This is a genomic window from Parvibaculum sp. (genome assembly GCF_049671045.1).
Taxonomy (GTDB): domain Bacteria; phylum Pseudomonadota; class Alphaproteobacteria; order Parvibaculales; family Parvibaculaceae; genus Parvibaculum.
On sequence record NZ_JBATUH010000037.1, the window covers coordinates 1 to 18178 of the forward strand.

At 66.8% G+C, this 18178-nt stretch carries 19 protein-coding genes; 7 read left to right on the forward strand and 12 right to left on the reverse strand.

The window, feature by feature from the left end; all coding sequences use genetic code 11:
- Positions 1-1104: MFS transporter (locus tag WBG82_RS04615; protein ID WP_424421960.1), on the forward strand; the 1104-nt coding region annotated here is incomplete at its 5' end.
- A gap of 152 nt (positions 1105-1256) precedes the next feature.
- Here WBG82_RS04615 and purH read toward each other — a convergent pair.
- The 5 genes from purH to htpX form a co-directional block, all read right to left on the reverse strand.
- Positions 1257-2873 carry a bifunctional phosphoribosylaminoimidazolecarboxamide formyltransferase/IMP cyclohydrolase gene (gene purH / locus WBG82_RS04620; RefSeq protein ID WP_424421964.1) on the reverse strand — a complete coding sequence of 539 codons (1617 nt, stop codon included), beginning with the start codon at positions 2871-2873 and terminating at the stop codon, positions 1257-1259.
- Between the two features lie 109 nt (positions 2874-2982).
- A complete protein-coding gene (locus WBG82_RS04625) occupies positions 2983-4890 on the reverse strand; it encodes a heparinase II/III family protein (protein ID WP_424421967.1) in 1908 nt (635 codons plus the stop codon).
- A 43-nt stretch (positions 4891-4933) separates the two neighbouring features.
- Entirely contained in the window at positions 4934-5605 is a 672-nt protein-coding gene (gene rpe / locus WBG82_RS04630; protein ID WP_424421969.1) for a ribulose-phosphate 3-epimerase, read from the reverse strand.
- Positions 5606-5740: 135 nt separating this feature from the next.
- The gene (locus WBG82_RS04635) at positions 5741-7087 is read right to left on the reverse strand and encodes an RsmB/NOP family class I SAM-dependent RNA methyltransferase (protein WP_424421972.1); all 1347 of its coding nucleotides are present in this window, start codon (positions 7085-7087) and stop codon (positions 5741-5743) included.
- 81 nt (positions 7088-7168) lie between these two features.
- On the reverse strand, positions 7169-8041 hold the full coding sequence (htpX, locus tag WBG82_RS04640; RefSeq protein WP_424421974.1) for a zinc metalloprotease HtpX: 873 nt from the start codon (positions 8039-8041) through the stop codon (positions 7169-7171).
- A 169-nt stretch (positions 8042-8210) separates the two neighbouring features.
- Between htpX and WBG82_RS04645 the strand changes: the two genes are divergently transcribed.
- Together WBG82_RS04645 and WBG82_RS04650 are read left to right on the forward strand one after the other, a co-directional pair.
- Positions 8211-8456: a DUF1674 domain-containing protein gene (locus WBG82_RS04645; RefSeq protein ID WP_424421976.1), complete on the forward strand. Its 246-nt coding sequence runs from the start codon at positions 8211-8213 to the stop codon at positions 8454-8456.
- 128 nt (positions 8457-8584) lie between these two features.
- Positions 8585-9037 (forward strand): thermonuclease family protein, encoded by a 453-nt coding sequence (locus tag WBG82_RS04650; protein ID WP_424421979.1) that lies wholly within the window; start codon positions 8585-8587, stop codon positions 9035-9037.
- A 22-nt stretch (positions 9038-9059) separates the two neighbouring features.
- Here WBG82_RS04650 and acs read toward each other — a convergent pair whose 3' ends face one another.
- From acs to WBG82_RS04680, 6 genes are all read right to left on the reverse strand, one after another.
- A complete protein-coding gene (gene acs / locus WBG82_RS04655; RefSeq protein ID WP_424421982.1) occupies positions 9060-11006 on the reverse strand; it encodes an acetate--CoA ligase in 1947 nt (648 codons plus the stop codon).
- A 71-nt stretch (positions 11007-11077) separates the two neighbouring features.
- On the reverse strand, positions 11078-12337 hold the full coding sequence (locus WBG82_RS04660; RefSeq protein WP_424421985.1) for a CaiB/BaiF CoA transferase family protein: 1260 nt from the start codon (positions 12335-12337) through the stop codon (positions 11078-11080).
- A 117-nt stretch (positions 12338-12454) separates the two neighbouring features.
- On the reverse strand, positions 12455-12805 hold the full coding sequence (locus tag WBG82_RS04665) for a Rieske (2Fe-2S) protein (protein ID WP_424421987.1): 351 nt from the start codon (positions 12803-12805) through the stop codon (positions 12455-12457).
- A 25-nt stretch (positions 12806-12830) separates the two neighbouring features.
- Entirely contained in the window at positions 12831-13256 is a 426-nt protein-coding gene (locus tag WBG82_RS04670) for an EVE domain-containing protein (RefSeq protein ID WP_424421990.1), read from the reverse strand.
- 36 nt (positions 13257-13292) lie between these two features.
- The gene (locus WBG82_RS04675) at positions 13293-13574 is read right to left on the reverse strand and encodes a YciI family protein (RefSeq protein WP_324300022.1); all 282 of its coding nucleotides are present in this window, start codon (positions 13572-13574) and stop codon (positions 13293-13295) included.
- Positions 13575-13600: 26 nt separating this feature from the next.
- Positions 13601-14608 (reverse strand): NAD(P)H-dependent glycerol-3-phosphate dehydrogenase, encoded by a 1008-nt coding sequence (locus WBG82_RS04680; protein WP_424421993.1) that lies wholly within the window; start codon positions 14606-14608, stop codon positions 13601-13603.
- A gap of 98 nt (positions 14609-14706) precedes the next feature.
- On the opposite strand from WBG82_RS04680, the gene WBG82_RS04685 reads away from it, so the two are divergent.
- The 3 genes from WBG82_RS04685 to WBG82_RS04695 all read left to right on the forward strand — a co-directional run bounded on the left by WBG82_RS04685 (position 14707) and on the right by WBG82_RS04695 (position 16028).
- Complete coding sequence (locus WBG82_RS04685) at positions 14707-15333, forward strand: TetR/AcrR family transcriptional regulator (RefSeq protein WP_424421996.1); 627 nt, start codon at positions 14707-14709, stop codon at positions 15331-15333.
- 228 nt (positions 15334-15561) lie between these two features.
- Entirely contained in the window at positions 15562-15777 is a 216-nt protein-coding gene (locus WBG82_RS04690) for a hypothetical protein (protein WP_424421999.1), read from the forward strand.
- 122 nt (positions 15778-15899) lie between these two features.
- Positions 15900-16028, forward strand: coding sequence for a hypothetical protein (locus WBG82_RS04695; RefSeq protein ID WP_324300031.1), 129 nt, complete (start codon positions 15900-15902; stop codon positions 16026-16028).
- A 126-nt stretch (positions 16029-16154) separates the two neighbouring features.
- On the opposite strand, the gene tsaD is transcribed toward WBG82_RS04695, so the two are convergent.
- Entirely contained in the window at positions 16155-17219 is a 1065-nt protein-coding gene (gene tsaD / locus WBG82_RS04700) for a tRNA (adenosine(37)-N6)-threonylcarbamoyltransferase complex transferase subunit TsaD (protein WP_424422004.1), read from the reverse strand.
- A 123-nt stretch (positions 17220-17342) separates the two neighbouring features.
- On the opposite strand from tsaD, the gene hemC reads away from it, so the two are divergent.
- A partial coding sequence (hemC, locus tag WBG82_RS04705) for a hydroxymethylbilane synthase (protein WP_424422002.1) occupies positions 17343-18178 on the forward strand: 836 nt, incomplete at its 3' end.

Below are 18178 nucleotides of genomic sequence, written 5' to 3' on the forward strand. Positions count from 1 at the left end.
CTCATCTGCGTGGCCGGATGTTTCGGCCTCTGGATCGCGGTTCCCGGCGTGCCGGTCGAGCCGATCATGGTGTCGCTGATCGTCGCTTCGGTCGGCATGGAGTTCGCCATCATCTTCGCCAACGCCATGCTGCCGACCATCGCCTCGGAACGGCGCATCGGCCTTCTCTCGGGCATCGGCATCGGCGTCGGCCAGCTTGCCGCCATCGTGGCCCTCGTCGCGGTGCTCATCACGCTCCAGCTTCCGGGCGTCGTCCATGCCTCCTTCATTCCCGAGGCGCCGCTTTTCGGGCTGTCGAAGGAGGCTCACGAAACGGACCGCATCGTCGGCCCGATCTCCGGCCTCTGGTTCCTCGTCTTCATGCTGCCGCTTCTTCTCATCGTCCCCGATCAGCCGCGCCGCGGGCTTTCGCGCGCGCAGGCGGCGAGGGCGGGTCTGAAGCGCCTGATCCACACCATTGGCAAGGCGTGGCACTTCCGCAATGTCGCGCTCTATCTCTTCTCGCGCATGGCCTTCTATGACGGGATGAATGCGATCTTCATCTTCGGCGGCATTCTCGCCGCGTCGATCTTCCATTGGGGCGCGATGGAGATGGCGGTCTATGGCATATGGGTGACGCTCTTCGCGGCCTTCGGCGCATTCGTCGGCGGGTGGACGGATCAGCGCTTCGGCTCCAAGGCGACGCTCGTCTGGTCGCTCATCGGAGCCGTCGTCACCTTCCTTGCCCTCATCTCCTTCGACCGAGAGCAGATCTTCTTCTTCATCCATGTGCCGGTCGCGGCCGACGCCAAGGCGTTCAGTACACTGCCGGAGCAGGCTTTCCTCGTCACCGTCGGGCTTTTCGGGCTGATGGCGGGGCCGACCATCTCATCGAGCCGGACGATGCTCGCCCGCATCGCGCCCGTCGAGATGATGACGGAGTTCTTCGGCCTCTATTCGCTTGCGGGAAAGGCGACGACCTTCGTCGCGCCGCTTCTCATCGGCGTCGTCACCGCCTGGAGCGGCAGCCAGCGCATCGGCCTCATGATCGTCGTGCCGCTCATCGTGGCGGGCATCATCATGGTGCTCTTCGTGCGCGAGGAGCGCGCGACCGCGATCGAATAGTGAGAGTCAGCGCCGGCGTCCGACACAACATCAGCTGTCATCCCGGCGAATGCCGGGATCCAGGGGCGTCATATTCCGAGCAAGCGGCTCCTGGACCCCGGGACAAGCCCGGGGTGACATTCGCTTTTTGGTCGTGCGTTTTTCTGGATCGCCTAGTGACGGAAGTGGCGCATGCCGGTGAAGACCATGGCGAGGCCCTTCTCGTCCGCCGCCGAGATCACTTCCTCGTCGCGCACCGAGCCGCCCGGCTGGATCACCGCCGTCGCGCCCGCTTCCGCCGCCGAGAGAAGCCCGTCGGCGAAGGGGAAGAAGGCGTCCGAGGCCACGACCGAGCCGATGGTCGCGGGCGCCGCCGCGCCGGCGGCTTCGGCTGCGTCCCGCGCCTTGCGCGCGGCGATGCGGGCTGAATCGACGCGGCTCATCTGGCCCGCGCCGACGCCCACCGTCGCACCGTTCTTCACATAGACGATGGCGTTCGACTTCACATGCTTGCAGACGCGGAAGGCGAATTTGAGGTCGGCGAGTTCCTGCGCCGACGGCTGACGCTTCGTCACCACCTTGAGGCCGAGGAGGTCGACGCGGCCATTGTCGCGCGACTGGACGAGAAGGCCGCCCGCGACCGTCTTCACGTTGAGGCCCGCGGCGCCCGCATCGGGCAGGCCGCCGGTGATCAGCAGGCGGAGGTTCTTCTTCGCGCCGATGATGCGGCGCGCGTCCTCGTCGGCATCGGGCGCGATGATGACTTCGGTGAAGATCCTGGCGATCTCCTCGGCCGTCTCGCCGTCGAGCGGGCGGTTCGCGGCGATGATGCCGCCAAAGGCCGAGACGGGATCGCAGGCGAGCGCCTTGCGATAGGCATCGGCAAGAGAGGCGCCGATGGCGACGCCGCAGGGGTTCGCGTGCTTGATGATGGCGATGGCAGGGGCAGCCTTCGGATCGAACTCGGCGACGAGTTCGAAGGCCGCGTCGGTGTCGTTGATGTTGTTGTAGGAAAGCTCCTTGCCCTGGAGCTGGGTCGCGGTCGAGACGCCGGGGCGGTTCTCGCCGGTCACATAGAAGCTTGCGATCTGGTGCGGGTTCTCGCCATAGCGCAGGGTCTGGCGGAGATGGCCGCCAAAGGCGCGCCATTCGGGCGCGGTGTCGTTCAGCGTTTCGGCGAACCAGTTGGAGATCGCCGCGTCATAGGCGGCCGTGCGCGCATAGGCCTTGTGGGCGAGATGCTTGCGCAGCGCGGAAGTGGTGCCGCCCTTCGCCTTGATCTCGGCGATGACGGAGGCGTAGTCCGACGCCTCGACGATGACCGCGACATAGGCATGGTTCTTCGCCGCCGCGCGGATCATGGCCGGCCCGCCAATGTCGATGTTCTCGACGCATTCCTCGTAAGCCGCGCCCTTCGCCACCGTCGCCTCGAAGGGGTAGAGGTTGACGCAGAGAAGGTCGATCGCCCCGATGCCATGCGCCTCCATCGCCGCCCTGTGCTCGGCATCGTCGCGGACCGCGAGAAGCCCGCCATGCACCTTGGGGTGAAGCGTCTTTACCCGCCCGTCCATCATTTCGGGAAAGCCGGTGAGGTAGGAAACGTCCTTCACCGGCAGGCCCGCCGCCGCGATCGCCTTCGAGGTGCCGCCGGTCGAGACGAGTTCGACCCCCGCTTCATGGAGCGCCGTGGCGAACTCGACGAGCCCCGTCTTGTCGGAGACGGAGAGGAGCGCGCGGCGCACGGGCTGGAGGTCAGCGGATTTGGGGGCGGGCTTCGCGGAAACGGACATGGCGGGCTCTTTTCGGCTGGGAGGGGGCTGGTGTCCGCGCGATAGCACGAAAAGCCTTCGGCCGCCAAGGTTGGCGGCAAGGTTTCGTGGCTATCCTTGGCGTTTGGCCTCAGCCTTCCGGCGCCGGTTCGGCCGGGTCGAGGTCGGGGAGCACGGGCGCCGCCGTCCCGGCCGGCTTCGCGCCGCCCGGATTCCGGCCAGAAAGCCGTCGCCAGGCCCAGTTGACCCGGGCATCGCCCCGGAAAACCGCCCCGGAAACGACGATCTGCTCGGAGCGGCGGGTGGCATCGCCCGCGCCGAGATAGACGCTTTCCTCGATCGAGATGGCGGGCTCGCCGCTCTGCGTTCTTGCCTGGAACTGCCATCCCTCGCCATTGGGCAGGCGCACCAGCACGCTTGCGCCGTCATGGGCGAGCGAGGCGCGGGCGTCCGGGTGGAGGTGGAAGCGGATCGCGAAGGCCGGATTTTCGGGCTTCTGCTGCCGGAGGGCGCGCTGCCAGGGGAATGTCCGCTTCGGCGCCTCGGCGGGGAAGAGCACGTCCTCGCCGCGCAACTCCTCGCCCGCCGCCGAGAGGAAGAGCCGGCGCTTGTGGACGAGGCCGTAGCGCTTCTCATAGCCGTTATGGCTCGCCTCGAGCCACAGGCCGAGCTCGTTCTCGTTGCGCCTGCTCTCGACGCGGGTCGGGCCTTCCATGGTGCGGGCGCCGAGAAGCGCGCGGGAAACGGGGCTGCGGACGATGCGGGCCGAGGAGGTGTCGTCGAGCACCAGCGTCGAATGGGCGGCGGTGGCGCGGCTTGCCGCCTCCCAGTCCGGGCCGAAGATGCGGGTCGTGCCGCAATTGACGACGAGGCGCGAGCGGCCGGCGCTCATCTCGAAGGAGAGGCAGCCCGCATGAGCGTCATGGCTGTAGCGGCCGGGCGGCGGCGGGCCGGTATCGGCGACGACAAAGGAGGGGCCCGCCGCGAGGCGCTGATAGCCGGAGTGGGGCGCGAAGCCGAAGGGGCGCCCGTCGGCATCGTCCTCGGCGAGCACGGCGTCGATCGCGCCTTCGGGCCCCTCATTGGCGCCATTGAAGAGGGCGAGCCTGCCGTCGCCATGCCGGAAGAAACGCAGCATCGGCATCATCCGGTCGATTGCGTCGCGGATGGCGCGCGGCACCTCGACATGGCGGGCCTGCATGGCGTCGCGCAGCGAAACGAGGTCGAGCATGATTTCGAGGGTCGCTGCCGGATTGCGGCTCACATGGCCGCCATCGGGGAGAATCTGCCGGTCGAGTTCGCGGCAGACGAGCCTGAGCCCCTTTTCGAGGCGCTTCTCGCCTTCCGAAAGGCAGAGGCCGGAAAAGGCAAGGCCCAGCGCCGCCGTCAGGCGCTTGCCGCCTGCGGGCGCCATGGAGGCGGTGCGGGCGAGGTGGCGGGCCTGCCGCGCCATGTTGCGCAAGAGCGTCGAGCGATAGATGAGGTCCGAGCCGTCGATGATGAGGGCGCCGTTGGCGATCCAGGAAGTCAGGCGGCGGCCGATCACATGCGGCCGCCAGGCGAGCTTGTCCCAGTTGCCGCATTGCCCGATCCATCCGGCAACGAGCGTCTGGGCATAGGTGCGCGCGGCATCGCCCCCCGCGGCGCTGAAATGGCGCAGCCAGGAGAAGCCGTGCAGTTCCTCCGCCCAGGTCTCGCTCGGCGGCACGGCCGCGAAGGGTGAGCCGCCATCGGTCTTCACCTGTCCGCCGGGCAGGAACCAGCGGCCCTGAAAGAGCGCATCGGCCTTGTCGGCGCCGCCGGGCCGCAGATCGCGCGGATAGTGGACCATGTGGTCGGGCATGGGCCCGCGCAGCGTCTGTCCATAGGTCCAGCTGCCATAGGCCGAGGCGAGCGCGGCGTCGCGCAGCCGCACCAGCGCCGCTGCCGTGAGGTCGATCAGCCGGTTGCCGGGCGGCACCGAATAATGGGATGGAACGGCGTGCGCCTCCGGTATCGGCGGTACGGGATCCGGCGTTTCGACTTGCGCTTCCGTCATGGGCCCCGCCTCCTGGCGGCCTTCCGGCTTCATGCGTTGCCGCTCAGGCGGCTCCGCGAAGGGTCGCAATGTTCTTCGCATAGGCGGCTTCCCCGCCCTTGAAGGTCGCCGTACCGGCGACGAGCACATTGGCGCCCGCCGCTATCGCACGGGGCGCCGTCTCGAAGTTGATGCCGCCATCGACCTCGAGTTCGATGCCGGGCTTCTCCGCATCGATCCGCTTGCGGATGATCTCGATCTTCCTGAGCTGGCTCTCGATGAAGCTCTGGCCGCCAAAGCCCGGATTGACGCTCATGACGAGGACGAGGTCGAGATCGGCGAGGATCGGCCAGAGGATTTCGACCGGCGTGCCCGGATTGAGCACGAGGCCCGCCTTCGCGCCCGCGGCCCTGATCGCCTGCACGGTGCGGTGGGGGTGGGGCCCCGCCTCCGGATGGAAGGAGATGATGTCGGCGCCCGCCTGCGCGAAGGCGTCGATATAGGGATCGACCGGCGCGATCATCAGGTGCACGTCGAAGGGCTTGTCGGAATGGGGCCTGAGCGCCTTCACCACATCGGGACCGATGGTGATGTTCGGCACGAAGTGGCCGTCCATGACGTCGATATGGATGTAGTCGGCGCCCGCTTTCGAGATGGCGCGCACCTCCTCGCCCAGACGGGCGAAGTCGGAGGCCAGAATCGAGGGTGCGATCTTGATCTGGGGCTTGCCGCTCATGGAATCCGATCTGACGGTCGTTGCCGACCCACTAAATCTTGCTGAATTCCTTGCTTAACAGCTTGAATCTTGTGGCGCAAGGCGCGCCGATCTCATGGCGCGAGCCGCCCTCTGGCGCGCTTCGCGGCGGAGCGGTCAGGAACGCGATTCGTTCCGGGACAGTCTCGTGAGACGGGCGGCGAAGAAGCCGTCGAGGCCGCCCTTGTCCGCGAGATCGCAGGGCAGGGTCCTGAGGTCGCCCTCGGGCGTCAGGCATTCGCCGAGGCCGCCGATCTCGGCCGGGGCGATGGGCTTGCGGGCGAAATCCGGGTGCGCGGCAAGGAAGGAGGCGATCTGGTCCTCGCCCTCCGCGCGTTCGAGCGAGCAGGTGCAGTAGACGATCGTGCCGCCCGGCGCGAGCAGACCCGCCGCATGGGCAAGGAGGCGCGACTGAAGCGCGGCGAGCCGGTCGCGGTCGGCCGGCTTCTTCAGGCGAAGCACGTCGGGGTGCCGCCTGAAGGTCCCGGTCGCCGTGCAGGGCGCATCGAGCAGGATGAACTCCCAGAGCCGCCCCGGCGTGAAGCGCACGGCATCCGAAACGACGATCCCCGCTTCGAGCTTCATGCGGGCGAGGTTCTGCCGAAGCCGCTCAAGCCGGGGGGCGGAGCGGTCGAGCGCCGTCACATGCGCGCCCATGGCGGCGAGTTGCAGCGTCTTGCCGCCGGGCGCGGCGCAGAGGTCGAGCACGTCGCGGCCGCTAAGATCGCCGAAGAGGCGCGCGGGCAGGGCGGCGGCGGCATCCTGCACCCACCAGGCGCCTTCCTCATAACCGTCGAGCCGTTCGATCCGTCCGCCTGCGGCCAGCCTGAGCGTGCCCGTGGGCAGCAACTCCGCGCCGAGCCTTGCCGCCCAGACTTCGCGCTCCTCCTCGCGCTTCACGCAGAGGTCGAGCGGCGGCTCCTGCCAGAGGGCGCGCAGCATGGCCCGCGTCCGTTCCTCGCCATAAGCCGCGACCCAGCTTTCCCAGAGCCAGGGGGCAAGGTTCGCCCGCTCGCGGTCGAAACCTTCAAGAAGCGTCTGCCCTTCGCGCGCGAGGCGGCGCAGCACGGCGTTCACCAGCGATCTGAAATGGCGCGCGGCCTCGTCCCGCGAGGCGGCCTCGACGGCGAGCGAGACGGCGGCGTGGGGCTTCACGCCGAGAAAGAGGATTTCGGCGGCGGCCGAACGCAGGATCGTTTCGGTGAGGCCCGCGCGTCTGGGCAGCGGCTTTTCCAGAAGCCGGCCGAGCGCGTGGTCGATCTCGCCCAGATGCCGGAGCGTGGTTGCGGCGATGGCGCGGGCAAAGCCGCGGTCGGAGGGGCCGAGCCTTGCGAGGCGCCCGCGCGCTGTCTCTTCGGCAAGCGCCTCGTCGAGGGCGCGGCCTTGCGTCAGCACGGCAGCAATGAGCGCCTGGGCGCCTTCGCGCGCCTCAAGCCCCGGTCCGCTCTCTGCCGCCTCGTTCATGCGGCGAAGTTAGAGCACAGACGGCGGGCGATGAAAAGCGCCGCGCCCGCGCCATGGCGGGCATCGTCCGTGACCGGACGATCAGCCCCAGGGATTTGTCCGTGCCTGGGCCTGGCCCTTCGTGGCGGCGATTTCGCGCAGCCGCGCGATGCGGTTCGCGGTCGCCGGGTGGGTCGAGAAGAGATTGTCGCGCCCGCCCCCATGCAGCGGATTGATGATGAACATATGCGCCGTCGCGGGGTTCGCCTCCGCCGCCTCGTTCGGGCGGGCATGGGCGGCGCTTTCGATCTTTTCGAGCGCGGAGGCAAGCCAGAGCGGGCGGCCGGAGATTTCGGCGCCCATGGCGTCGGCCTCATATTCGCGCGTGCGGCTGATCGCCATCTGCACGAGGCCGGCGGCGATGGGCGCGAGAATGGCAAGCGCGAGCGTGCCGATGATGCCGCCCTGGTTCTCGCGGTTGCCGCCGAAGAAGAAGGCGAAATTCGCGAGCATCGAGATCGCGCCGGCGATCGTCGCCGTGATCGTCATGGTGAGCGTGTCACGGTTCTTGATATGCGCAAGCTCATGGGCGAGCACGCCCGCGAGCTCCTCGGGCGAGAGCGTTTCGAGCAGGCCCGTCGTCGCGGCGACGGCGGCGTGCTCTGGGTTGCGCCCGGTGGCGAACGCATTGGGCTGCGCGGAATGGATGATGTAGGTCGCCGGCATGGGAAGGCCCGCATTCTCCGCGAGCCGCTGCACGAGGCGCACATAGGCCGGCGCCGTGCGCTCGTCGACGGCCTCCGCGCCATACATGGAAAGGACCATCTTGTCCGAGTTCCAGTAGGCGAAGGCGTTCATCGCGGCGGCGACAAAGAAGGCGATGAGCGCGCCGTTGGAGCCGCCGATGAGAAAGCCGAGCCCCATGAAGAGCGCCGTCATCGCGGCAAGGAGGATGCCTGTCTTGAGCGTGTTCATGCCTTGCGTCTGTTCTCCGTCATGGAGCCCCGTTCGGGCTCCGGGTCGATGCGCGCGCCCCGCCGTTCTGGCGCGGCGAGGTTCGAGGGCTTATATGTAGCGCGGGCGCCGGGCCTTCAAGCGAGCGGCGCGGAAACGGGCCGGAGAAACTGGAAAGCGGAACGGAATCATGAGCGGTGAAAATTCGGGCGAAGCGGTTCCGGGCGAAACCGGGAGTGTGCCGGAGCCGAAAAAACTCAGCCCCGCGGCCATGCGCGCGCTTGCCGAGGCCGAGGAGCGCCGGCGCATCGCCGATGAGGCCCGCGCGGCCGCGCCCGCGCCCCGCGAGATCAACGGGCCGAAGGGCGCGAGAAGCGGCGCCGAGCCCACGCGCTACGGCGACTGGGAGATCAAGGGCATCCTCAGCGATTTCTGATCGCGGGCGCTGGCAGGGTTTGACCCGGCCGGCATTGACGTTTCTGTGAATTTAATCCTATAAATGCCGAGGCGGCGGGGGCCGTTTCCGGGTGCGTTCAGGGTGAGCGCGCCTCTCTGCAGGAACTCATGCCCCGCGTCCGCATCGTCCTTCTTTCATGGCTGATCGCCCTTGCCGCGCCCCTTGGCGCCGAGGCGAGGGACGTGATCGCCGGGCCGGTCGCGGCCGAAGTCGTCGGCGTGGTCGATGGCGACACGCTCATCGTGCGGGCCCGCATCTGGATCGGCCAGACGGTCGAGGTGCATGTGCGGCTCGCGGGCATCGACGCGCCGGAGATCAGGGGCAAATGCGCCGAGGAGCGGGCAAGCGCCGAGCGGGCGCGCGCCTATCTCGCGGCGCTGACGCGGAGCGGCCGGGTGCGCCTCACCGGGATCAGCAGCGACAAATATGGCGGCCGTGTCATCGCCCATGTGGCGAGCGACGAGGCGCCCGACCTCGGCGCGGCGCTCAGCGCCAGGGGTCTCGCCCGCGTCTATGACGGCCGCAAGCGCGGCGGCTGGTGCGGGCTCAACGAAGGTTAGGTCCGCACCACTGCCGGCTGTCTTATCCCGCCCTGTTCTGGCGGTGGTCGATGAGGTCGCTCACCACGGATGGGTCGGCGAGCGTCGAGATGTCGCCGAGATTGGAGAAGTCGTCCTCCGCGATCTTGCGCAGGATGCGGCGCATGATCTTGCCCGAGCGGGTTTTCGGCAGGCTCGGCGCGAACTGGATGAGGTCGGGCGAGGCGATCGGGCCGATCTCGCGGCGCACCCAGTTCACCAGTTCCTTCTTCAGCTCCTCGGAGGCCGGCTCGCCCGCATTGAGGGTCACATAGGCGTAGATGCCCTGGCCCTTGATGTCGTGCGGATAGCCGACGACGGCGGCCTCGGCGACTTTCGCGTGGGCGACGAGGGCGCTTTCGACTTCCGCCGTGCCGAGGCGGTGGCCGGAGACGTTGAGCACGTCATCGACGCGGCCCGTGATCCAGTAATAGCCGTCGGCGTCGCGCCGGCAGCCATCGCCGGTGAAGTACTTGCCGGGATACTGGATGAAATAGGTTTCGATGAAGCGCTGGTGGTCGCCATAGACGGTGCGCATCTGGCCCGGCCAGGAATCGGCCATGCAGAGATTGCCCGTGCATTCGCCTTCAAGCTCATTGCCTTCGGTATCGACGATGACGGGCTTCACGCCGAAGAAGGGAAGCGTCGCCGAGCCCGGCTTCTGCGCGATGGCGCCGGGAAGCGGCGAAATGAGGATGCCGCCCGTTTCCGTCTGCCACCATGTGTCGACGATCGGGCAGCGGCCCTCGCCGACGACGCGGTGATACCAGAGCCAGGCTTCGGGGTTGATCGGCTCGCCGACGGAGCCGAGAAGGCGAAGGCTCTTGCGGCTCGTCTTCTTCACCGGGGCCTCGCCTTCGCGCATCAGCGCGCGCAGCGCCGTCGGCGCGGTGTAGAAGGTGTTGACCTTGTGCTTGTCGATGACCTGCCAGAAGCGCGAGCTGTCGGGGTAGTTCGGCACGCCCTCGAAGATGAGCGTGGTCGCGCCATTGGCGAGCGGTCCGTAGAGAATGTAGCTGTGGCCTGTCACCCAGCCCACATCCGCCGTGCACCAATAGATGTCGCCGTCGTGATAGTCGAAGACATATTGATGCGTCATCGCGACGAAGACGAGGTAGCCGCCCGTCGTGTGCAGCACGCCCTTCGGCTTACCGGTCGAGCCCGACGTATAGAGAATGAAGAGCGGGTCTTCCGCGCCCATCTCCTCGGCCGGGCAATCGGTCGAAACCTTCGCCGCTTCGTCGTGATACCAGATGTCGCGGCCCGGCTGCATGGCGATGTCGCCGCCCGTGTGGCGCACGGTGAGAACGCATTTGACACCGGGGCACTTCTTCAGCGCTTCGTCGGTGTTCGCCTTGAGCGGAATGCGGCGTCCGCCGCGCACGCCTTCATCGGCGGTGACGACGACGCTCGAGTCGCAATCGAGAATGCGGCCGGCGAGGCTGTCGGGCGAGAAGCCGCCGAAGACGACCGAATGAACGGCGCCGATGCGCGCGCAGGCGAGCATGGCGAAGGCCGCTTCCGGGATCATCGGCAGATAGATGGTGACGCGATCGCCCTTCTTCACGCCCTGCGCCTTCAGCACATTGGCGAAGCGGCAGACCTCGGCGTGAAGCTCGCGATAGGTGATCTTCCGGTCGTCTTTCGGGTCGTCGCCTTCCCAGATGATCGCGGTCTGGTCGCCGCGATCCTTCAGATGGCGGTCGATGCAGTTGACCGTGACATTGAGCGTGCCGTCCTCGAACCATCTGATGTGCAGGTTCTTCGGATCGTAGGAAACGTCCTTCACCTTGGTGAAGGGCTTGATCCAGTCGATGCGCCCGGCTTCCTCGCGCCAGAAGGTTTCAGGGTCCCTGAGGCTCGCCTCATAGAGCGCCTTGTAGCGGGCATTGTCGATGAAGGCTCGGCCTGCCCAGTCTTCGGATACGGGAAAAAGGTCATTGTCGGACATGGACGTCTCCTTCGATCGGCGTGGACCGCCTTGCTGTTTTGGCAATCATTATGGTCCCCCGGCTCAGGGGGTCAATGTTCTGCTCCTGCGGCTTCGATGGCGGAGATGTCGTCATCCACAAGCCCCACTTCGGCGAGCACTTCGCGCGTCTGCTCGCCGAGTCTCGGAGGGTGGAGGCGGATATTCGCGGGCGTCGCGCTGAAACGCACCGGCGGACGCAGCGCGAAATAGGGCCCCGCATGCGGATGATCGTAGCGCTGGAAGAAGTCGACCGCCTTCAGATGCGGATCGTCCTGGAGATCCTCCAGCCGGTTCATCTTCACGACCGGGATGCTCAGCGGGTTCAGCAGGTCGAGCCATTCCTCGGTCGTCTTGGTTTCGGTCAGCTCCTCGATCATGGCGTAAAGCTCGCGGATATTCTGCGTACGCGCCTTGTAGTTTGAGAAGCGCGGATCGTCGCGGAAAACGCCGGGCCGGCCCGCGATCTCGAAGAATTGCTCCCACTGCTTGTCCGAGTAGGGAAGAAGGCCGATATAGCCGTTCTTCGTGCGGTAGGGCCGGCGATCGGGATTGGTGATGCGCCCATAGGTCCACTGGCCCGTCGGCGGATCGTAGACGTGATCGTAGAAATGCTCGGCGAGCACGAAGGAGGTGACGGCCTCGAGCATCGGCACCTCGACGAATTGCCCCTCGCCGGTGCGCTCCCTATGGAAAAGCGCGGAGGTCACGGCGGAAACGAAGAAGAGCCCCGACACCTTGTCGGCCATGATGGTCGGCATGTAGCGCGGCTTCGGATCGCCATCCATATAGGGAAGGAGATCGGCCGCGCCGGAGCCGGCCTGAATGAGATCGTCATAGGCGGGAAGGCCCGCATAGGGACCGTCCGAGCCGTAGCCCGCCGCATGCACGAAGATGATGTCGGGCTTCACCGCCTTCACGTCTTCGTAGGAGAGGCCGAGCCGCTTCATGGCGCTGTAGCGGACATTGGAGGTCAGCACATCGGCCGTGGAGATGATCTTCATGAGCGCCTTGCGGCCCGCGGGTTTGGCGAGATCGAGCAGTACCGAGCGCTTGTTGCGGTTGATGGTGAGGAAGATCGGCCCGAGATCGGGCGCCGCGCCCTCCGGCACATGGCCCGGCCAGCGCATGATGTCGCCGCCATGCCCGCCACCGCCGGTGGGCGAGGGCGCCTCGATCTTGATGACGTCCGCGCCATAATCGCCAAGGATCTGGGTTGCATAGGCGCCGAAGACGACGCTTGTCAGGTCGACGATGCGCACGCCCTTGAGCGGGCCCGTCGCTTCGGTCGCAAGTTTCTTCGTCTCACTCACGGGGTCGTTCCTCCGATTGCGGGCGGCGCGCCCGGAAGGGCGCGTCGAAGGGTTTTCCCGTTATCGCGTCCCGCGGCCGGTCGTGCAAGCCCGCGCCTTCCGGGCTTGCAAGGCCCTTCAGCCCTCCGCGGCGATGCGGACCGTTCCTTCCACGATCTCGACCGGCACGGGCGTCAGGCTTTTTCCGGCGCAGGGGCCGGAAACGCAGAAGCCGTCCGCGATGCGGAAAAGCGCGGCATGGGCGGCGCAGATGATGCGCGTCTCGTCCAGCGTCAGAAACGTGTCCGGCCAGTGGTCGAGGCGCGTGCGGCCATGCGGGCACTCGTTCACATAGGCGCGAAGCTCGCCATCCTTCCGTACAAGGAACATGTGGAAGCCCGCCGCGCCCGCCCCGAAGCTGAAGGCCCTGGCGCCCGGATCGTCGATCGCATCGAGCGGGCAGAGCGGCGTGCCGGGCGCGGGCCTCATGCCGGGATCGGGGGAGCGGCGAACGTCATGGCGCCTTTGCGAGGCCGCCCATCTTGCAGATGAGCTTCCATTCCTCATCGCGCACCGGTGGCACGGAAAGGCGCGACTGCTTCAGGATCGCCATTTCGGCGAGCCTCGGCTCGGCCTTGATGTCGGCGAGCGTAACGGGTTTCGGCAGGTCGCAGACAGCCTCGATGATGACGAGGCCGAAGCGGCCCGTCTCGTCCGTGGGGTCGGGGCGATGCTCGCCGATGACGCGGACGATGCCGACGATGCGCTTCTCTTCGACGGAATGATAGAAGAAGCCGAGATCGCCCTTCTTCATCGCCTTCATGTTGTTGTTGGCCTGGTAGTTGCGGACGCCGTTCCACGGTTCGCCCTCGGCGCCTTTCTTCTTCTGGTCATCCCACGACCAGGCGGAAGGTTCCGATTTGAAAAGCCAGTAAGCCATGCGGCGTCCCTCCTTTTTTGTTTCTTGCTTTCGGGCTTATTTCGGGCCGAGAAGCCACTTCCAGGGACGCACCTCCTGGCGCTCGAAAAGTCCCGCCTTCACGTAAGGGTCGTCCTTGGCGAGGCGGCGAGCGGTGGCGAGGTCTTCGACGTCGATGACGAGAAGGCTGCCGTTCATGACGGTGCCGTCGTCATTCGTGAACGGACCGCCAATTTTCACGCATTGGGCATCGGCCCAGTATTTCAGATGCGCGTCGCGATTGGCGAGGCGCAGTTCGAGGGCATCGGGCTTGTCGATGCCGGTGATGCAGAAGAGCATATTCGTCTCCGGTGGATTGCGAGGGATCAGTCCTCGCTCTTGAAAGGGCGGGTGAGAAGGGAGGCGATCGCCTCGTCGACATTGATCCTCGCCGTCACGATCGCGGCGACGGCTTCGGAGATCGGCATCTCGATGCCGTATTTCGCGGCCAGCGCGACGACGGCGGTGGCGGAGAAAGCGCCTTCGCTCACCGAATTGCGGCTGCCGAGAATTTCGTCGAGCGATCTGCCTTCGCCAAGCGCGATGCCGAGCGACATGTTGCGCGACTGGGGCGAATTGCAGGTGAGGATGAGATCGCCGAGGCCCGAGAGCCCGGCGAGCGTTTCGGCACGCGCGCCGAGGGCAAGGCCGAGGCGCGTCATCTCGGCAAAGCCGCGCGTGGTGAGCGCGGCGCGCGCGCTCGCGCCGAATTTCCGCCCCTCGACGATGCCGCAGGCGATGGCGAGCACGTTCTTCACCGCGCCGCCGATTTCCGCACCGATGAGGTCGGAGGAATAATAGGGACGGAAAGTCGGAAGGCCGATCGCGTTGACGAGGGCGCGCCCGAGCTCCCTGTCCGCGCAGGCGAGCGTCACCGCCGTCGGCAGGCCGCGAGCGACCTCGCCTGCGAAGCTCGGGCCGGAAAGCACGGCGGCCTCTGCTTCCGGCAGCGTCTCTGCAAGAACATCGGTCAGGAGTTTCATCGTGCCCTGTTCCACGCCCTTGGCGCAGATGAGGACGGGCGTTCCGGGCCTGAGGGCGGGGGAGAGGCCTGCGCAGGTCGCGCGCATGTGCTGGGCGGGCGTGACCATGAGGAGCGCGTCGGCTCCCGCCACTTCCTTGAGCGAGGAGGTGGCGGCGATGTTCGCACCGAGCGCGACGCCGGGAAGGAACATGCGGTTTTCGCGCGAGGCATTCACCGCCTCCACGACCTCCGGCTCGCGCGCCCAGAGCGTCACGCGCCGCCCATCGCCGTCCGCGCGCGCTGCCACCTGCGCAAGCGCGGTGCCCCAGGCGCCGCCTCCGACCACACCGATATGCTGAAACTGCCGCATGGCCCTCGATTTCCGCCGCCGGGCTCGCTTTCCGGCGCCTTCACTAACGATTGAACGATTCGTTGAATATTTACACCAGCGTTTTACAATCTCCGTCTATGACCGCTCCCGACGATACCCGCCAGAAAATCATCGACGCCGCGAAAAAGCGCTTCGCGCATTACGGTTATAGCAAAACGACAATGGCCGACCTCGCAGTCGATTGCGATATGTCGCCGGGCAATCTCTACCGCTATTTTCCGGGCAAGCTCGACATTGCCGAGGAGATCGCGCGCGAGGCCTCGATACGCACGGCCGAGCAGCTCTCCCATATCCTGACGCAGCCGGGCCGCAGCGCGGCGGAACGGCTCCACGACTTCCTGTTCCAGGACCTGCGCGAAACCTTTCTCACCCTCGAGCAGGACCCCAAGCTCGTCGAGATGGCCCAGATCATCACGGCCGAGCGCCCGCACTTCCATAATGAGGGCATAAAGCGGGAACGCGAGGTGCTGCGCCGGATCATCGAATACGGAAACGTGTCGGGGGAGTTCACGGTCACGGATCCGGAATTCATCGCCGAGATGATCCAGTCGGCGACGCTCAAATTCAGCTACCCGCAGCTTTTCACGCGGCTGTCCCTCGAGCGGCTCGAGCGCGAGCTGGAGGGCGTCTACCAGATCATCATCGCCGGGCTCAGGGCTGGTGTGTCGATCAGCGATTCGCCGCAAAATCTGGTGAACCACTGATTCTTGTTGCGTTGCGGAAATTTTATACTGCCGCGCGAAATCTCCCCAAATCACTGTTTTTACAATGTTTTTGCCACCAACTCGCCACAATGTGTTGCGGTGCAGCAACATCGCACATGAAGATTGAATATTTTTCGTTTCATTCATTGTTTTTCGTTCAAGGCTTCCCTAAATCATCCGTGCCGACGGGAACCCCTCCCCGCCGGCGGGACCGAAGGAGAAGCCGCCATGACACTCGCAGCCAAGAAGCTGACCTTGCCTTTCAGCCACATCGGCGCCCCGGCCCGTGAGCGCCGTGCCCCCTCGCTGACCCTCATCGAGGGTACGGGTGGCGAAAAATCGGCAGCCGCACATGACACGCTTGCCGGACATATCGGCACGGCGGTGATCACGACGTACTCACTGTTCTTCGTCGCGAACATGATCGTCTCGCTGCTCATCTGAGCCGGATCGCCAGCCGGCCGGCCACCGCAAAGCCGGACCTCGACACAGAACACGGAGCGCGGGTTTCGCCCCCTCAGGAGCCCGCAGCCGCCCGAAACCCGATTATGAGAAGGAAATGAGCCATGATGATCCAGCAGAACGCCCAGGCCCAGCGTGCGGAAGTCCTTGTCGGCCGGCTGATCGCCGCCGTTCTCGCCGTCTACACGATCGCGCTCGTCGCGCAGACGGCAGGCGTCTTCCACATCGCCTGATGCATTTCTTCGCCGTCCCCGTCTCCCCTCCCCCGGGGGCCGGCGAACCCGCAGACCTGTAAAAGGGTCTTTTACTGCCCCGGCGTGCCTCCCGCGCCGGGGCTTTTTTTATGCCCGGTCCGCTTCTCAGGCGGCGTCCGTCCGGGGCCCGGCGTCGAGCGGCCAGCGGGCGCGGGGGCCCGTATCGAGCGGATCGGTGAGGCCGAGCGCGAACCTTTCCGCGCCCGCCCAGGCGATCATGGCGCCGTTATCGGTGCAGAGGCGGGCGGGCGGCACGACGAGTTCGTAGCCTTCGGCGCCCGCGGTCGCCTCCAGCCGCTCGCGGAGCGCGAGGTTCGAGGCGACGCCGCCCGCGACGACGAGCCTGCGGGCCTTCAGCGGCATGGAGGGCGCCGCCATCCGCATGGCGTGGCTCGCCCGGTCGGCGAGCACATCGGCGACCGCCTGCTGAAAGGCGGCGGCGATGTCGGCGCGCGCCTGGCTGTCAAGGTCGCCTTGCGCTTCGGCAAGCTGGCGAACGGCGGTCTTGAGGCCCGAAAAGGAGAAGTCGCAGCCCGCTCTTCCCATGAGCGGCCGGGGCAGGGCGAAACGGGCGGCATTGCCCTCGCGGGCGACCTTCTCGACGGCGGGCCCGCCCGGAAAGCCGAGCCCCAGCATCTTGGCCACCTTGTCGAAAGCCTCGCCCACCGCATCGTCGACCGTCGTGCCGAGGCGGCGATAGGCGCCCACGCCCTCGACAACGAGGAGCTGGCTGTGTCCGCCCGAAACGAGCAGCAGGAGATAGGGGAAAGGCACGCGATTGGTCAGCCGCGCGGTGAGAGCGTGGCCCTCCAGATGGTTGACGGCGACGAGCGGCAGGTTCCGCGCGAAGGCGATGCCCTTCGCGGTCATGAGGCCTACAATGACCCCGCCGATGAGGCCCGGCCCCGCCGTCGCGGCGATGCCGTCGAGGTCTTCCCAGCCGAGCTTCGCATCGTCGAGGGCGCGGGCGATGAGCCCGTCCAGATGTTCCACATGGGCGCGCGCGGCGATCTCCGGCACGACGCCGCCATAGGGCGCGTGCTCGCGGATCTGGGAAAAGACGACATTGGAGAGAATGTCACCCCGGAACGCGCCATCGCCCTCGTCATGGCGGCGCACGACGGCGGCTGCGGTTTCATCGCAGCTCGTCTCGATGCCGAGCAGGGTGATTGTGCGGCGCGTCATGCTGTCCCGCTTCTCCGTCAGGGAAAGGGTTCTTACCGGGGCCGCCTATCGTCTATAAGAGGCGGGCAGGCCCATATTGGCCTTGGCATAACACCCGAAAGAAGGCTCATGCAACGTCGCCTCCGCATTGGCACTCGCGGCTCCAGGCTCGCGCTCATTCAGGCTCACGATGTCGCCGACCGTGTCGCGCGCGCGCTCGGCCTCCCGAAGGAGGAGGCGACCGAGGTCGTCGTCATCAAGACGACGGGTGACAGGGTGCAGGACCGCAACCTCTCGGAACTGGGCGGCAAGGGCCTCTTCACGAAGGAGATCGAGGAAGCGCTGACGGATGGCGGCATCGACCTCGCGGTCCATTCGATGAAGGACATGCCGACGGTGCTGCCCGATGGCCTCGTCATCGACTGCACGCTCGAACGGGTCGATCCGCGCGATGCCTTCCTCTCGCCCAAGGCCATGACCATCACTTCACTGGCGCGCGGCGCCATCGTTGGCACGTCCTCGCTGCGCCGGGCCGCGCAGGTCAGGGCGTTGCGGCCCGACCTTCAGGTCGTGCCCTTCCGCGGCAATGTCGACACGCGGCTCCAGAAGCTCGCCGACGGCGTCGCCGACGCGACGCTTCTCGCCATGGCCGGGCTCACCCGCATGGGGCTTGCCGACAAGGTCACCGCGCCGCTTTCGCCCGAAGAAATGCTGCCCGCCGTCGCGCAGGGCGCCGTCGGCGTCGAGCGCCGCGAGAGCGACGCGGAGGTGGCCGAGCTTCTCGCGAGGATCCATCACATCGAGACGGGGCTTCGGGTCGCCGCCGAACGTGCGACGCTCGCCGTGCTCGACGGCTCCTGCCGGACGCCCATCGCGGCGCTCGCGATCATCGAGGGCGAGCGGCTCTCCATGCGCGCCATGATCCTGACGCCGGATGGCAGCGAGGTCATCGAGACGTCGCGCGA

Excerpts from the sequence above, each read along its gene's own strand:
- WBG82_RS04670 (WP_424421990.1), bottom strand. The coding sequence starts at position 13,256 with ATGGCTTACTGGCTTTTCAAATCGGAACCTTCCGCCTGGTCGTGGGAT.
- WBG82_RS04675 (WP_324300022.1), bottom strand. The coding sequence starts at position 13,574 with ATGCTCTTCTGCATCACCGGCATCGACAAGCCCGATGCCCTCGAACTG.
- acs (WP_424421982.1), bottom strand. The coding sequence starts at position 11,006 with ATGTCCGACAATGACCTTTTTCCCGTATCCGAAGACTGGGCAGGCCGA.
- WBG82_RS04685 (WP_424421996.1), top strand. The coding sequence starts at position 14,707 with ATGACCGCTCCCGACGATACCCGCCAGAAAATCATCGACGCCGCGAAA.
- WBG82_RS04650 (WP_424421979.1), top strand. The coding sequence starts at position 8,585 with ATGCCCCGCGTCCGCATCGTCCTTCTTTCATGGCTGATCGCCCTTGCC.
- WBG82_RS04695 (WP_324300031.1), top strand. The coding sequence starts at position 15,900 with ATGATGATCCAGCAGAACGCCCAGGCCCAGCGTGCGGAAGTCCTTGTC.
- WBG82_RS04625 (WP_424421967.1), bottom strand. The coding sequence starts at position 4,890 with ATGACGGAAGCGCAAGTCGAAACGCCGGATCCCGTACCGCCGATACCG.
- WBG82_RS04680 (WP_424421993.1), bottom strand. The coding sequence starts at position 14,608 with ATGCGGCAGTTTCAGCATATCGGTGTGGTCGGAGGCGGCGCCTGGGGC.
- WBG82_RS04635 (WP_424421972.1), bottom strand. The coding sequence starts at position 7,087 with ATGAACGAGGCGGCAGAGAGCGGACCGGGGCTTGAGGCGCGCGAAGGC.
- rpe (WP_424421969.1), bottom strand. The coding sequence starts at position 5,605 with ATGAGCGGCAAGCCCCAGATCAAGATCGCACCCTCGATTCTGGCCTCC.
- purH (WP_424421964.1), bottom strand. The coding sequence starts at position 2,873 with ATGTCCGTTTCCGCGAAGCCCGCCCCCAAATCCGCTGACCTCCAGCCC.
- htpX (WP_424421974.1), bottom strand. The coding sequence starts at position 8,041 with ATGAACACGCTCAAGACAGGCATCCTCCTTGCCGCGATGACGGCGCTC.
- WBG82_RS04665 (WP_424421987.1), bottom strand. The coding sequence starts at position 12,805 with ATGAGGCCCGCGCCCGGCACGCCGCTCTGCCCGCTCGATGCGATCGAC.
- WBG82_RS04690 (WP_424421999.1), top strand. The coding sequence starts at position 15,562 with ATGACACTCGCAGCCAAGAAGCTGACCTTGCCTTTCAGCCACATCGGC.
- WBG82_RS04645 (WP_424421976.1), top strand. The coding sequence starts at position 8,211 with ATGAGCGGTGAAAATTCGGGCGAAGCGGTTCCGGGCGAAACCGGGAGT.